Consider the following 14511-nt stretch of genomic DNA (forward strand, 5'->3'; position numbering starts at 1 on the left):
GGCCGGCTATGCCTTGTGCACCTCGGCGTCGCCCGATCCGGTCCTGACCGTGATCGTGTGCGGCGCCGAGTCGTCGTCCAGGACCTCGATCCTGCGGTCGCCGCTTCCCGTGGACGCGTTGACGTTGTAGGCGCCGTCCGGCACCCAGAGCCGGCTGTCGCCCGACCCGGTCACGGCCTGTACCTGGTCGGGAACGGCGGTGAACCGCAGCGTGATGTCCCCCGACCCCGTGCGGGTGTTGACCTGCTTGGCGGCGAGCCCCCGCGCGTCGAGGTCGCCCGAGCCGGCGGAGGCGTTCACCTGGCCGGTCAGGTCGCGCAGCGTGATGTCCCCTGAGCCGGTGTCGATCTTCACGGTGAGACCACGCGGCACCTCCACCTTGTAGTCCACCGAGCAGTCGTCGCACTTGTACGCCAGCCTCAGCGTGTCCCCGTCGACGGAGTGGCCGTTCGCGGGCTTGTCCCCGCGCCAGTGCAGGGTCTCGGTGACGTGGACGCCGGTCCTGTCGCTCTCGTTCACCACGACGTCGCCCGACGCCGTGTGGGTGTCGAGGACGGTCACCTTGTCCGTCACGTCGTAGGACTCCACGGCCTGCTGCCCGCCGAAGTTGAGTCGCACGTCACACGCCGCGACGGAGAGGCTCAGTCCCAGGACGGCCCCCGCGACGGCCATCGTCTTGTGTCTCATGCCGTAGATCCTCGGGGATGCGTGCGTGGTCTCTCATCGGGGAAGTCCCTCACCATCCCCTGAGCCGTCCCCCGCGTTGACCCCCGGACGTTCCCTGAAGTAGCGTCGATTCCACGATTCAGAACTATTTTTCCGGAAGGTGGAAAATGGCGGAAGACGTCGAGATCAAGGGCCCCATGCTGGACCGGTTCGACGAGATCCTCACCCCCGAGGCCCTCGGCTTCGTGGCCACCTTGCAGCGCGAGTTCGACCCCAGGCGCAGGGAACTGCTCGCCGCGCGTCAGGCGCGGCAGGAGGAGCTGTCCGCGGGCGGCATGCTCGACTTCCTGCCCGAGACCGCCCACGTCCGCGAGTCCGAGTGGCGGGTCGCCCCGCCCGCTCCGGGGCTGGAGGACCGCCGGGTCGAGATCACCGGTCCGGTCGACCGCAAGATGACGATCAACGCGCTCAACTCCGGGGCCAAGGTCTGGCTGGCCGACTTCGAGGACGCCAACTCGCCGACCTGGGAGAACACGATCAACGGGCAGCTCAACCTGCGCGACGCGCTCGACCGTACGATCGACTTCGAGGCCGGCGGCAAGACGTACGCGCTGCGGCCGGACGAGGAGCTGGCCACCATCGTGGTGCGCCCGCGCGGCTGGCACCTGCCGGAAAAGCACATCCTGGTGGACGGCGACCGCATGTCGGCGTCGCTGCTCGACTTCGGCCTCTACTTCTTCCACTGCGCGCAGCGGCAGATCGCCAAGGGCCGCGGGCCGTACTTCTACCTGCCGAAGATGGAGTCGCACCTGGAGGCGCGGCTCTGGAACGACGTGTTCGTCCGGGCCCAGGAACTGCTCGGCATCCCCCGGGGGACGATCCGGGCGACCGTGCTCATCGAGACCTACCCGGCCGCGTTCGAGATGGAGGAGATCCTCCACGAGCTGCGCGAGCACTCCGCGGGCCTCAACGCCGGCCGCTGGGACTACCTGTTCAGCGTCATCAAGAAGTTCCGCACCCGGGGCCGGGAGTTCCTGCTGCCCGAGCGCAACGCGGTGACGATGACCGCGCCGTTCATGCGGGCCTACACCGAGCTGCTGGTGCGCACCTGTCACAAGCGCGGCGCGCACGCGATCGGCGGCATGGCGGCCTTCATCCCGTCCCGCCGCGACCCGGAGGTCAACAGGGTCGCGCTGGAGAAGGTGCGGGCCGACAAGACCCGCGAGTCGGGCGACGGCTTCGACGGCTCCTGGGTGGCCCACCCCGACCTCGTGCCGATCTGCCGCGAGGTGTTCGACGGCGTGCTCGGCGACCGGCCCAACCAGATCGACCGGCTGCGCGAGGACGTCCACGTCACGGCCGAGGACCTGCTGGCGGTGTCCAAGACCCCCGGCGAGATCACCGAGGCCGGGCTGCGCAACAACGTGGACGTCGGCCTGCGCTACCTGGCGGCCTGGCTGGGCGGCAACGGCGCCGCGGCGATCCACAACCTGATGGAGGACGCCGCGACCGCGGAGATCTCCCGCTCGCAGGTCTGGCAGTGGATCCACAACGAGATCACGCTGGCCGACACCGGCGCGGTGGTGACACGGGAGCTCGTCGAGCGGATCATCGAGGAGGAGCTGGCCGGGATCGCCGCCGAGCCGGGCTACGACGAGAAGCTCTACGCGCAGGCGACGGCGCTGTTCAAGGAGGTCGCCCTTGACGACGACTTCGCGGAGTTCCTTACGCTGCCGGCGTACGAGCGGATGCCGTGACGAGGTGAGGGGAAGCGGGAGCCGATGTCCGAGCTCGAACGGCTGACGGCACGGCTGGCGGCCGTGCTCCCTCCCGGCGCCGTCATCACCGATCCCGTACGGCTGCGCACCTACGAGTGCGACGGGCTGACCCACCACCGGGCGACCCCCGGAGTGGTCGTGCTGCCCGACGGAGCCGAGCAGGTCGCCGCGGTCGTGCGGCTGTGCGGCGAGCACGGCGTGCCGTTCGTCGCCCGCGGGTCGGGCACCGGCCTGTCGGGCGGCGCCCTCCCCCGCACGGACGGCGTGCTGATCGTCACCTCCCGCATGCGGCGGATCGTCGAGATCGACATTCCGAACCGGCGGGCCGTGGTGGAGCCCGGGGTGACGAACCTGGCGATCACCGAGGCGGTGCGCGACCAGGGGTACTACTACGCCCCCGACCCCTCCAGCCAGCAGGTCTGCTCGATCGGCGGCAACGTCGCGGAGAACTCGGGCGGCGCGCACTGCCTCAAGTACGGCTTCACGGTCAACCACGTGCTCGCCGCCGAGATCGTCACGCCGGACGGGGACATCGTGGAGCTGTCCGCCATGGACGCCGGCTACGACCTGCTCGGCGCGTTCATCGGCTCCGAGGGCACGCTCGGCATCGCCACCAAGATCACCGTACGGCTGTCGCGGGCGCCGGAGGCGGTCACGACCCTGCTCGCCGCCTTCACGAGCATCGAGGCGGGCGGGCACGCCGTGTCGGCGATCATCGCGGCGGGCGTCGTGCCCGCCGCCATCGAGATGATGGACGCGCTGGCGATCGAGGCGGCCGAGGCCGCCGTGCACTGCAGCTACCCCGCCGGGGCGGGAGCCGTACTGGTGGTCGAGCTGGACGGCCCCCACGCCGAGGTGGAGCACCAGTTCGCGGCCGTGGAGCGGATCTGCCGCGACAGCGGCGCCTTCGAGATCCGGGTGGCCGCCTCCGCGGCGGAGCGGGCGGCCATCTGGAAGGGCCGCAAGTCGGCGTTCGCCGCCGTGGGCCGGATCAGCCCGGCGTACATCGTGCAGGACGGCGTGGTGCCGCGCACCGCGCTCCCGCGCGTGCTCGCGGGGATCGACCGGCTGCAGGAGGAGTTCGGCATCCGGGTGGCCAACGTCTTCCACGCGGGCGACGGCAACCTCCATCCCCTCGTGCTGTTCGACGACTCCGTGCCCGGCGAGGCCGAGCGCGCCGAGATCGTCAGCGGGCGCATCCTCGACCTGTGCATCGAGCACGGCGGGTCGATCACGGGGGAGCACGGCGTCGGCGTGGACAAGGCCCGCTACATGCCCCGGATGTTCACCGGCGACGACCTCGACACCATGCAGCTCGTGCGGTGCGCGTTCGATCCCCGGGGTCTTGCCAACCCGGGCAAGGTCTTCCCCACCCCGCGCCTGTGCGGCGAGGTGCCGGGAGTGCGCAAAGGCGCCCATCCCCTGGTCGAGGCCGGTCTGGCGGAGCAGTTCTGATGAGCGAGCGGGACGTCGGGGACGCGCTGGAGGCGACGGGTGTGGCCGTGCGCGCGGCCGGCGACGAGGACGAGGTGGCGGGCGTGCGGCCGCGCTGGGTGGCGCTGCCCGAGTCGGCCGAGGAGATCGCGGCCGTGATGCGGGTGTGCGCCGCGCACGACCTGGCCGCCGTCGCGACGGGCGGCGGCACCAAGCTGCACTGGGGCGCCCCGCCGCGCCGCTGTGACGTGCTCGTCGACCTGTGCTGCCTCAACCGTGTGGTGGAGCACGCGGCGGGCGACCTGGTCGTCCGGGCGCAGGCCGGCGTGACCGTGGAGGCGCTCGCACGCGCTCTCGCCGAGGGAGGCCAGGAGCTCGCGCTCGACGTGCCCGTGCCGGGCACCACGGTCGGCGGCCTGCTGGCCACCGGCATCGCCGGACCGCGCAGGTTCCGCCACGGCACCGTCCGCGACCTGCTCATCGGCGTCACGGTCGTCCTCGCCGACGGCACCATCGCCAAGTCGGGCGGGAAGGTCGTCAAGAACGTCGCCGGATATGACCTCGGCAAGCTGTTCACCGGTTCGTACGGCACGCTCGGGATCATCGCGGACGCGACGTTCCGCCTCCATCCCCTGCCCGCCGCCCGCGCCTGGGTGACCGCGACGGTCGAACGGCCCGTGACCGAGACGTACGGGACCTGGACGAACGAGGACGGACTGACCTTCGAGACTCTCACCACCGACCTCGACGGATCTCTGGCGACGATGGTCCCCGCGGTGACCGAGTCGCCGCTGGAGCCGAGCGCGATGGAGGTGGACTGGCCCGACGTGTCCGGCCGCTGCACGGTGGCGGTGCTCGTGGAGGGCGCCGCCGCGGCCGAGCGCGCCAAAGCACTGTGCGGGCTGATGGGCGAGACGGCGGAGGTGGCCGAGGAGCCGCCGCCGTGGTGGGGACGCCTGCCCGAGCACGGGGGCACGGGGAACACCGGCGGCGGGGAGATCCTGCTGGAGGTCAGGAACATGCCCTGTCGGCTGGCGGACGGCTTCCTCGGCCTCTTCGAGGCGGTCCGTGAGGCCGGTGTGCGCGCGGCCATGCGCGGCTCCCTGGCCTCGCACGTCTTCCACGTCGCCCTGCCGCCGGACACCGATCCGGCACTGGTCGCGGGGTTCACCTCCCAGCTGCGCGCCGGAGTCGGCGAGGAGGCGCGCGTGGTCGTGCTCGCCGTGCCGCCCGAGGCCGGTCGCCGCCTGGACCGGTGGGGGCACGTCGGCGCGCTCCGCCTGATGCACCGGGTCAAGGAGCGGTTCGATCCCGATCGCCGGCTCTCCCCCGGCCGTTTCCCGGGAGGCATCTGATGGACCCCGAGCTGATCAAGGACTGCGTCCACTGCGGGTTCTGCCTGCCCGCCTGCCCGACGTACGTGCTGTGGGGCGAGGAGATGGACTCCCCGCGCGGGCGCATCCACCTCATGGGGCAGCACGTCGAGGGCACGCCGATCACCGACGCGATGGCCGGCCACTTCGACGCCTGCCTCGGCTGCATGGCGTGCGTCACCGCGTGCCCGTCCGGGGTGCGGTACGACCGGCTGATCGAGCAGACCCGTGCGGTCGTCGAGCGCGAGCACGTGCGCCGCCCCGATGACCGCGCGATCCGGGCGCTGGTGTTCGCGCTGTTCCCCTACCGGCGCAGGCTGCGGGCGATGCGGCTGCCCATGCGGCTGACCAGGCGCCTGCGGGCGTTCCTCGATCAGGTGCACCCCTCCCTCGGTGCGATGGCCGAGCTGGCCCCCGCCGTCCCCCGGTCCGTACGGCTGCCGCCCCTGGTGCGGGCGAGGCGGCGCCGCAGGGCACGGGTCGGGCTGCTCACCGGCTGCGTGCAGGGCGAGTTCTTCCCGCAGGTCAACGCGGCGACGGCCCGGGTGCTCGCGCTGGAGGGCTGCGACGTGGTCATCCCGCCGCGGCAGGGCTGCTGCGGGGCGCTGTCGCTGCACGCGGGCCGCGAGGCCGAGGCGCGGAAGTTCGCCCGCCGCACGATCGCCGCCTTCGAGCGGGCCGGCGTGGACACCGTGGTGGTGAACGCGGCGGGCTGCGGATCGAGCATGAAGGACTACGCCGATGTGCTGGCCGGCGAGCCCGGCTGGGCGGCCCGTGCCGAGGCGCTGCGGACCCGCGACCTGACGGAGTTCCTGACCGAGCTGGGCCCGGTCGCCGAGCGCCGCCCGCTGCCGGTGACGGTCGCCTACCACGACGCCTGCCACCTGGCCCACGCCCAGGGCGTGCGCGCCCAGCCGCGCGAGCTGCTGCGCGCGATCCCGGAGCTGGAGCTGCGGGAGATCGGGGAGTCCGCGATCTGCTGCGGGTCCGCGGGCACCTACAACCTCGTCCAGCCCGAGGCGGCCAGGGAGCTGGGCGACCGCAAGGCCGAGCGGGTGCTCGCCGCCGGCGCCGACGTGCTGGTGTCGGCCAACCCGGGATGCACGATGCAGATCGCGGCCGCCGTACGCAGGGCCGGCAAGGGGGAGATCCGGGTCGCGCACACGGCCGAGGTGCTCGACGCCTCGCTCCGTGGTCTCGAACCCGGCATCCTGGGACGGTCCCCGATCCGGAGGAGGATGCCGTGAGCGTGCAGAGCGTCGACCGGGCGCTGGACGTGCTGGAGGCACTGTCCGAGCACGGCGGCCAGGCCGGTCTGTCGGAGATCGCCGCCACGACCGGCCTGCCGTACGGGACGATCCACCGGCTGTTACGGACGCTGCTGGCCCGCGGCTACGTCCGGCAGGAGTCCGACCGGCGCTACGCGCTCGGCGGCGCGCTCGTGCGGATCGGCGGCGTGGCCGAGCGGATGCTCGCGGTCTGGGCCGAGCCCTATCTCGCGAGGCTCGTGGAGCTGTCGGGCGAGACCGCCAACCTCGCCGTGCTGGAGGGCGACTACGTCGTCTATGTGGCCCAGGTGCCCTCGCCGCGCAGGCTGCGGATGTTCGCCGAGGTCGGCCGCCGGGTGCTGCCGCACAGCACGGCCGTCGGCAAGGCCCTGCTGGCCGGGCGGGACGACGCGGAGGCGGTGTTCCGGCGCACCGGGCTGCCCCGCCGTACGGACCGGACGATCACGTCGGTCGGCGAGCTGCTGGAGGAGCTCGACCGGGTGCGCGCCCGGGGGTACGCCCTCGACCTGGGCGAGGAGGAGAGCGGGGTCCACTGCATGGCCGTGCCGGTCCACGACGGCGGGCGGGCCTTCGCGGCGATGTCGGTGTCCGGACCGGCCGAGCGCATCGACGCGATCGACCGCGAGGAGCTGGCCGCGATGCTGCGCAAGGTGGCCGAGGACTTCGGCGCCGCCGTCCTCCACCCCTGACCGGTCGCGGATCGGTCAGTATGGGGTCATGTGCCGAAGCATCAAGACCCTGCGCCCGCCGTTCACCGACGAGGTGACCGAGGAGGACATCCGGGCGGCGGCCCTGCAGTATGTCCGCAAGATCTCCGGCTTCCGCGCGCCCGCCGCGCACAACGCGGAGGCGTTCGACCGCGCGGTCGAGGAGATCGCGCAGGCCAGCACGGCGCTGCTGGCCTCCCTCCAGGTGCGCGGCTCGGCCGCCCGGTAGCCCCTCGAACGTTCCCGGCCGTCCGGTAACCGCTCAGACGTTCCCGCCGCCCGGTGGCCGCCCGTCCGCCGAGTGGCCGCTCAGACGTTCTCCAGCAGGGCGATGAGGTGCTTGCGGCTGTCGTCGTCCAGTTCGTCGCTGCTCCACCGTTCCCGCAGCCGCAGGGTCGCGCCGCCGTAGAGCACGAGTTCGGCGTCGAGCGGGATCCGCTTCCCGATCCGGACGCTCTCGATCTCCTCGAAGGCGACGAACCGGTTCTGCTCGGCCAGGCTCACCGCGGTCGTCGTGCCGAGCAGGTCGCGCATGCGCTGCCGCCCGTTGTCCGACTTGCCGGGATTCGCGACCAGGACGAGCCCCGTGGTCAGCACGAACAGGTCGTGCTCGGCCCCGTCCGCCCGCACGTTCGCCAGGCCTCCGACGACGGCGGACCCAAAGGTGCTCGGGGCCGTGTCGGCCGGTGCGGCCCGGCGGACGTCGACGCCGAGCGCCGCCAGCTCTCCGAGGGCCGCCTGCAGGCCGCCCGGACTGACCGCGAGCGTGGCGATCTTCCCCAGCGGCAGCTCGTCACAGCGTACGCCGCGGAACCGGGCCGGGCCGCTCCAGGAGTGCCACCACCGCCCGACGCCGGACCGCAACGCGGCGAGCCGGATCAGGGTCTCCAGCGGCTCGGCGAACAGCGGGCCCACCTCCCGCCGGGTGGCGGTCGGAAAGAAGGGCTGCGCGATCGTCGTGAGCTGCCCGGCCGCGATGGCGTCGACCACGTCGGCCAGCCCCACCGCCGGTTTGCCGGTCGTACGGGCGATCATGCGGAGGATCGCGTCGGCGTCGCGCTGGAGCTGCGCGGCGAGGGCCGTCGCGGTGAGCTCGGGCCAGGTCAGCAGGGTGCGCTCTCCGCTGTCGATCGCCACCTGCTGCAGCGCGCGCCCGGCCCAGGCGATGTCCGCGAGCAGCATCGACGCGGGCCGGGTGTCGAGCGGCGCCGCCGTGCGGGGCGCCGCCGCGAGAGCGGCGAGCCGTTCGGACAAGGGCGGATGGGTGTCCCATCTGGAGCCGCTGTCGTCCGGCTCGCGGGCGCGCAGCTCGTCCAGCTCGTCCCGGCGCGCCTCCACCAGCGCGCCGAACCCGGCGAACAGGTCGGCCGGGGCGTGTCCGGACTCCCAGCCGAGGCGGACGTACTGGTCCAGGAAGAAGTCCCAGGCGGCGGCGAGGACGCGGATCTCGCGCAGCGCGCCGGCCGCCGCGTCGGCTCCCGCCGCCCGGGCCGAGGCGAGGTCGGCCTCCAGCTCCTGGCGGCGCGACCCCGCCCGGTCGACCAGGAGGTAGAGCCGGGCGTACGCGCGGAAGAGCCAGCCCGCCGGGTTGTTCGGCCCGATGCGGTCCAGGGTGTGGGCGATCACCAGCCTGCCCCGGTACGCGGGCGCGGACAGGCGGGTGTGGCGTTCGGAGTAGTGCCCGAGCTCGTGCGCGAGCACGGCCCGCATCTGTCCCACCGTCATGGTCTGCAGCAGCGGCAGCCCGACGTAGAGGCGGCGGCGTCCTCCGGCGAGCCCGAGGAGACGCGACTCCTCCTGCACGGCGGCGTTGACCTCCGCGGTGAGCCAGATCTCCTCCGGCATCCGGGTGCGCGCCTCCGCCGCCAGTTCGTGTACGGTCGCCCACAGCATCGGCGCCCGGTCGGCGGGCAGCAGCAGGCCGGTGGGCGGCTCCGGGCGGGAGCGTGCCGCCCGCCACACGCCCCGGCCGACCGCCCAGGTGGTGGCGGCGAAGAGCGGCCACAGCAGCTTCACCACGACGAACCCGGCCATCACCGTGGACAGCCACAGGACGAGCGCCACGAGCCCGGCGACCTGCGCGGCCGCCAGCACGAAGAACCCCGCGAGCATGGCCAGGCTGAACCCGGCCCGAATCGTGTTCACTAGTTCACACACTCTCGATTGAGCTGATCGGCACTTTATGTACCATTCGCCGCATGCCTTTCCGCCTTTTTCAGAGAAGACGTGGAGATATCGATATCGATCCCGCGATGGGTGATCCAGGCGCCGCGGGGCTGCGGTCGGTGCTGGCGGCCCGCGACTGGCGTTCCGCCGGGTCCTTTCTCCGGTCCGTCACCGATCCGGACGACCGGGCCTTCTACCTGAACGTCTGCGCGTCGGTCAAAGGCGTGCAGGACTGGGCCGACGAATGGATCGCGGCCGAGCCCGGCTCCACGCTGCCGCTCCTGGTGAAAGGCGCGCACGGGATCAGGTGGGCCTGGGAGGCGCGCGGCGCCGCCACCGCGGAGCGGACCGGCGAGCAGCAGTTCCGCGAGTTCCACCGGCGCCTCAAGGTGGCCGAGGACTGCCTCGACGAGGTCGTCGAGCGCGATCCCGGCGACGTGGCGGCGTGGTCGTTCCTCGTCGTCTCCGCACGGGGCCGCGAGGTGGGGCGGGAGGAGACGCTGCGGCGCTTCCACGCGGCGACGAGCGGGCACCCCTGGCACCTGCACACCCACTCACAGATGCTGCAGTGGCTGTGCGCGAAATGGTTCGGCAGCGAGGAGGAGATGTTCGCCTTCGCCCGGCGGGCCGTGGCGGACGCGCCTCTTGGCAGCCCGCTGGGCAGACTCGTCGCCGAGGCGCACCTGGAGAAGTGGCTGTCGCTCGACAGGGGCGAGGACGACGCGTACATGACGCGGCCCGACGTCAGGGCCGAGTTGCGCGCCGCCGCCGATCGCTCCGTGCGCCACCCGGCCTACCGGCGGCGGCCGGGCTGGCCGGAGGACCACAACGTGTTCGCCTGCGCCTTCGCCCTGGCGGGCGACCACGTCGCGGCCAAGGAGCGCTTCGAGGCGTTCGGGGATCTGGTGACCGCGATTCCCTGGCGCTACCTGGGCGATCCCGGCGGGATCTGCGAGAGGTTGCGCCGGGTCGCGCTCGCGTACGCCTAACCGCCCACTGGCTCCCGCCCGGCAGGGCAACCGGATTCCAAGCGGACGGCAAGTGGCGGGCGCGACAGTGGCCGCATGGGTGTCGTCTCCGATTTCCGCGTGGCCCGCCTCACCCGGCTGGGTCCGTCCGAGCAGGGCGAAGGCGCGACGGCGCCCGCCGCGCCCGCGCAGGGATGATCACCTGTCCCGACTTGGACGCTTTGCAGCGAACAGGAAGCGTGTCACGATAAATGATCACGGCGTTTGCGAGGGAGAGGGGGCGGACGATGCCGCCTGCGATCGTCGGGCATGAAGGTCCACTTGCCGGTCAGCGTTTCCCGATCGACGACAAGCCGATCACCTTCGGCCGCAGAGGCGACAACAGTGTGGTGATCACGAGCGAGAGGGCCTCGCGCTTCCACGCGGAGCTGCGCCGCGAGGCCGAGGGCTACGTGCTGCTCGACCGGGGCAGCAGCAACGGGACGCTGGTCAACGGCGCGCGCGTCACCAGGCATGTGCTCCAGCCCGGCGACACGATCGCCATCGGAGGCGAGACGTTCCGCTTCGAGGCGTTCGACGACTCCGTGACGGTGCTGAACACCTCCCTGATGCAGCGGTTCCGCCCGTCGGTTCCGGACGTCGAACCGGAGCAGGTGTTGCACGTCACCGTCTCCGGTGGCGGGCCCGTCGGGCTGGCCTTCGCCCTGCTCCTCGACCACCTCATGGGGCAACGCGTCACCATCACGATCTACGACGGCCGCTGGACCGAGGACGGCTCGCGCGTCGTGTGGAAGAACGCCGCGCAGGGCAACAACCGGCGGCAGCAGGTCGTGACCGTGCAGAGCCGCCAATATCTGAATCTGCCGGAGGACGTCCAGCAGCGGCTGTTCACCGAGGGGTCCTACAGCGAGATGTGGCCGGCCGGTCCGGACTCGATCCGCGGCTGCGGCCCGCGGAACATCCGGATCGCCCACATCGAGGACACCCTGCTGGAGATGGCGAACGAGAGATCCGCCCGCATCCGCCTGGTGCCCGAGAAATTCGACGTCGCGCAGCGCCAGGACACCGTGGCCAAGGAGCACGTGCTCGCCATCTGCGAGGGAGGGCGCTCGCGGACCCGCGAGCACTTCACCGACAGGTTCGGCCGGGCCGACGAATCGATCTTCTCGCTCGACGGCCGCCACCTGCAGGACGTGGTGCTGGGGATCCGGGTGAAGTCCGGCCTGCCTGACCCGGCGATCGTGCTGCTGACCGTGGCGCAGAACCGCTTCCTGCTGAACTCGCTGCGTGGCGAGGGCTTCCTGAACATGCGGCTCACCGACGACGAGGCCGCGGAGGTCGTGGGCATCGACCCCGTCCGGCACGTGTTCGAGGAGTGCGTCGCCTCCAGCCCCTGCCTGATGGAGCGCACCCAGGACGGGGACTTCCACTGCTCGACCCACCACACGCTGTTCCTGCCCGCCCTGATCAAGGGGTCGGCACTGTGGAAGCGGGCGCAGGAAGGGCTCGCGCTCTTCGGCGTCGCCGACGGCGACGTGAGCGCGGTCACGGCCTTCCGGCTGGACATGGTGCAGCGGCCGCGGTTCACCGCCCGGTTGTTCTCCCCCACCTCGACCACTCCCGGGACGTACGGGTTCCTCCTGGGCGACGCGGCCAACGCGATCCACTTCTGGCCGGGGCGGGGGCTCAACAGCGGCCTGGCGTCGGCCATCTCGCTGGCCCGGTCGCTCAACCGCAACTGGCGCGGCAGGCCGTTCCGGGACGCCGACTTCGTCCGGCACGAGGCGGCGATGTCGATGCTGCAATATCGGCACAAGAGCCGCGCGTGGAACGCGATGGTGACCACCGACGAGCAGGGGGTCACCCGGGCGATCAAGGACACGATCGTGCAGGGCATCGAGGAGGGCAGCGCCACCCCGGACCGGGAAGCGGACATCGACGCCTTGATGGAGCGCCTGCGGCAGATCCGCGACCGCCTGTCACCCCGTGTGCCCGGCATGCCCGACGACGCGACGCTCCTCCGGCACCTGCATGGACTGAGCAGCGAGACGCTGCACACCCTGCTGGTGAGCGAAGCCTGGGAGACGCTGACGGTCGGCGGCGAGGAAGTCGACATCGACATCTTCGACCAGCCGGTCGCCGCTGCGTCCCCCGCGGCCTCCCCCGCCACGTCCCCTGTGGAGGGAGCGCTCGTCGCGCGGCGGGCGGACGGGCAGAGCGGGCGGCCCGGCGGCACGCCCTCCGGCTGACGCCGCTGCGCGAAAACCCGCTGCGCGAAAACCCGCTGCACCAAAAACCGCTGCGCAAAACACGGAACCGGCCCGGGCCGTCCGGCGGAGTAGAGGCGAGAGGCGCGACAGCGCCCACGGAAGGATAGCCTCTATGAACGGACAAAACGGGTGGTGAGGACGGTATCCGGCGACCTGCGATTCCCCTCGGTCGCCCCGGCTCACGAACCCGGCGGCTCCCGCGACGGCACCGAACCAGGTCCCGGAGCCGGTTCCGAAGCCCGCATTCGGCCGCATGACGCCGAGCCGAGCGACGCGGGGCTGATCGAGGCGTCGCTGACCGCGCCCGAGCGGTTCGCCGGCGTCTTCGACCGGCACGCGGACGAGATCCACGCCTATGCCGGCCGCCGTCTCGGCCCGGAGCACGCCGACGACGTGACGGCCGAGACGTTCCTCGTGGCGTTCCGCAAGCGGCACCGCTACGACACCTCGCGGCCGGACGCCAGGCCCTGGTTGTACGGCATCGCCGCCAACCTCATCTCCGGGCACCGCCGCTCGGAGGTCCGGCGCCTGCGGGCGCTCGCCCGCGCGCCCCGCGACGCCGACGAACGCGGCCTCCACGAGGAGGAACGCGGAGCGGAGCGGGCGAGCGCCGCCGCCCTGCGGCCCGCCCTCGCCGCCGCGCTGGCCAGGCTGTCGTCCGCCGAGCGCGACCTGCTCCTGCTGGTCGCCTGGGCCGACCTCTCCTACGAGGAGGCGGCCGAGGCGCTGAAGATCCCCATCGGCACGGTCCGCTCGCGCCTCCACCGCGTGCGCGCGAAGCTGCGCCGCCATCTCGACCTTCCCGAGGAGAACGTGTGATGACCGACGAGATCGACCTGGTGGCGCGGGAACGGCCCGACGTCGCCCCCTACTCCCTGGCGGCCAAGGCGGCCGTGCGGCGGCGGCTGACCGACCCGGGGAGCCGTCCCGCCCGCCCCCGCCCCCGTCCGTACATGCTGCTCGCGGGCGGGACGGCGCTGCTGGCCGCGGCGGGCGTCACCGCCGTCATCATGAGCCCGGCGGAGCCGGAGCCCCGGCCGGTGACGGTGAGCGCCGGGGTTGTGAGCCTGCCGAAGGTGTCGAACATGTCGGCCGAGGAGGTGCTGGGCAAGGCGGCCCGCGCGGTGACCGACCTGTCCCCGCGCGACGACCAGTTCGTCAAGGTCAGCTCCCAGACGATGTACGAGGCCGTCATGGTCGGCGAGGACAAGAAGCAATCTCGTTACCTCTACCGGACGAAGCGGACGATCTGGCTGTCGGCCGACGGCACGAAGGACGGCGCGCTGAAGGTCGAGTATCTGGAGCCCCGGGCGTACCCCGGCTGGCCGATCCCGCCGGAGGCGTACCAGCAGAAGGGCACCGCGTGGATGCGGCTCCCGGCATGCAACAACGTGCGGGACACCGCCTACACGAGCCTGAAGAGGCTGCCCGCCGACCCGGAGAAGATGCGCGCCTACCTGTACGGCCGGCCGCGCGGCGACAACCCGCCCGACACCGGCGCGTGGACGGCCGTCGGCGACCTGCTGCGGGAGACGTACGTGCCGGCGCCCCAGCGCAAGGCGCTGTTCAAGGCCGCCGCCACGATCCCCGGGGTCACGGTCAACGAGAGCGCCGAGGACGCGGCCGGACGGACCGGCATCGGCGTCGGCCGGGTCTCCGGCGGGGTGCGCCAGGAGATCATCTTCGACCCCTCCAGCTATGAGCTGCTCGGCGAGCGCGGCATCGTGGTGGACGCGAAGGAGGCGCAGGCGCCCGCCGGGAGCCTGGTGGCCTCGACCGCCCAGCTGGAGGTCACGGTCGACGACAGCGCGCCGAAGGTCGACGACCCCGCCGCCGGCTGCGACTGACCCCGCGCGCCAC

At 72.4% G+C, this 14511-nt stretch carries 12 protein-coding genes; 10 read left to right on the forward strand and 2 right to left on the reverse strand.

Annotated features, from left to right (window positions below; translation table 11 throughout):
• Positions 1–6: 6 nt before the first annotated feature.
• Positions 7–687, reverse strand: a complete 681-nt coding sequence (locus FLX08_RS25545) for a DUF4097 family beta strand repeat-containing protein (protein ID WP_142622137.1) — start codon at positions 685–687, stop codon at positions 7–9.
• A gap of 146 nt (positions 688–833) precedes the next feature.
• Between FLX08_RS25545 and aceB the strand changes: the two genes are divergently transcribed.
• From aceB to FLX08_RS25575, 6 genes are read left to right on the forward strand one after another with little or no spacing between them, the layout of a single operon-like run.
• The gene (aceB, locus tag FLX08_RS25550) at positions 834–2423 is read left to right on the forward strand and encodes a malate synthase A (RefSeq protein WP_142622139.1); all 1590 of its coding nucleotides are present in this window, start codon (positions 834–836) and stop codon (positions 2421–2423) included.
• Between the two features lie 24 nt (positions 2424–2447).
• Positions 2448–3899 (forward strand): FAD-linked oxidase C-terminal domain-containing protein, encoded by a 1452-nt coding sequence (locus tag FLX08_RS25555; protein ID WP_142622141.1) that lies wholly within the window; start codon positions 2448–2450, stop codon positions 3897–3899.
• Positions 3899–5233, forward strand: a complete 1335-nt coding sequence (locus tag FLX08_RS25560) for an FAD-binding oxidoreductase (RefSeq protein ID WP_142622143.1) — start codon at positions 3899–3901, stop codon at positions 5231–5233. The genes FLX08_RS25555 and FLX08_RS25560 overlap by 1 nt, the downstream gene beginning before the upstream one ends.
• A complete protein-coding gene (locus FLX08_RS25565) occupies positions 5233–6498 on the forward strand; it encodes a (Fe-S)-binding protein (protein ID WP_142622145.1) in 1266 nt (421 codons plus the stop codon). The genes FLX08_RS25560 and FLX08_RS25565 overlap by 1 nt, the downstream gene beginning before the upstream one ends.
• Positions 6495–7229: an IclR family transcriptional regulator gene (locus FLX08_RS25570; RefSeq protein ID WP_142622147.1), complete on the forward strand. Its 735-nt coding sequence runs from the start codon at positions 6495–6497 to the stop codon at positions 7227–7229. Before FLX08_RS25565 ends, FLX08_RS25570 begins: the two co-directional genes overlap by 4 nt.
• A gap of 28 nt (positions 7230–7257) precedes the next feature.
• Positions 7258–7476, forward strand: a complete 219-nt coding sequence (locus FLX08_RS25575) for a DUF2277 domain-containing protein (protein ID WP_142558590.1) — start codon at positions 7258–7260, stop codon at positions 7474–7476.
• 80 nt (positions 7477–7556) lie between these two features.
• On the opposite strand, the gene FLX08_RS25580 is transcribed toward FLX08_RS25575, so the two are convergent.
• On the reverse strand, positions 7557–9392 hold the full coding sequence (locus tag FLX08_RS25580) for a M48 family metallopeptidase (protein WP_142622149.1): 1836 nt from the start codon (positions 9390–9392) through the stop codon (positions 7557–7559).
• 107 nt (positions 9393–9499) lie between these two features.
• On the opposite strand from FLX08_RS25580, the gene FLX08_RS25585 reads away from it, so the two are divergent.
• The 4 genes from FLX08_RS25585 (at position 9500) to FLX08_RS25600 (ending at position 14498) form a co-directional block, all read left to right on the forward strand.
• Positions 9500–10402 carry a hypothetical protein gene (locus tag FLX08_RS25585; protein WP_142622151.1) on the forward strand — a complete coding sequence of 301 codons (903 nt, stop codon included), beginning with the start codon at positions 9500–9502 and terminating at the stop codon, positions 10400–10402.
• A gap of 266 nt (positions 10403–10668) precedes the next feature.
• Positions 10669–12630, forward strand: coding sequence for an FHA domain-containing protein (locus FLX08_RS25590; RefSeq protein WP_142622153.1), 1962 nt, complete (start codon positions 10669–10671; stop codon positions 12628–12630).
• Between the two features lie 153 nt (positions 12631–12783).
• Complete coding sequence (locus FLX08_RS25595; protein WP_341874347.1) at positions 12784–13470, forward strand: RNA polymerase sigma factor; 687 nt, start codon at positions 12784–12786, stop codon at positions 13468–13470.
• Positions 13470–14498 (forward strand): CU044_5270 family protein, encoded by a 1029-nt coding sequence (locus tag FLX08_RS25600; RefSeq protein WP_142622154.1) that lies wholly within the window; start codon positions 13470–13472, stop codon positions 14496–14498. Before FLX08_RS25595 ends, FLX08_RS25600 begins: the two co-directional genes overlap by 1 nt.
• Positions 14499–14511: the final 13 nt, after the last annotated feature.

The sequence above is a fragment of the Microbispora hainanensis genome, assembly GCF_006874475.1.
GTDB lineage: Bacteria > Actinomycetota > Actinomycetes > Streptosporangiales > Streptosporangiaceae > Microbispora > Microbispora hainanensis.

Bases quoted from the DNA above. Each gene is read 5' to 3' on its own strand.
- FLX08_RS25575 (WP_142558590.1), top strand. From the start codon at position 7,258: ATGTGCCGAAGCATCAAGACCCTGCGCCCGCCGTTCACCGACGAGGTG.
- FLX08_RS25590 (WP_142622153.1), top strand. From the start codon at position 10,669: ATGCCGCCTGCGATCGTCGGGCATGAAGGTCCACTTGCCGGTCAGCGT.
- FLX08_RS25565 (WP_142622145.1), top strand. From the start codon at position 5,233: ATGGACCCCGAGCTGATCAAGGACTGCGTCCACTGCGGGTTCTGCCTG.
- FLX08_RS25555 (WP_142622141.1), top strand. From the start codon at position 2,448: ATGTCCGAGCTCGAACGGCTGACGGCACGGCTGGCGGCCGTGCTCCCT.
- FLX08_RS25585 (WP_142622151.1), top strand. From the start codon at position 9,500: ATGGGTGATCCAGGCGCCGCGGGGCTGCGGTCGGTGCTGGCGGCCCGC.
- FLX08_RS25560 (WP_142622143.1), top strand. From the start codon at position 3,899: ATGAGCGAGCGGGACGTCGGGGACGCGCTGGAGGCGACGGGTGTGGCC.
- aceB (WP_142622139.1), top strand. From the start codon at position 834: ATGGCGGAAGACGTCGAGATCAAGGGCCCCATGCTGGACCGGTTCGAC.
- FLX08_RS25600 (WP_142622154.1), top strand. From the start codon at position 13,470: ATGACCGACGAGATCGACCTGGTGGCGCGGGAACGGCCCGACGTCGCC.
- FLX08_RS25545 (WP_142622137.1), bottom strand. From the start codon at position 687: ATGAGACACAAGACGATGGCCGTCGCGGGGGCCGTCCTGGGACTGAGC.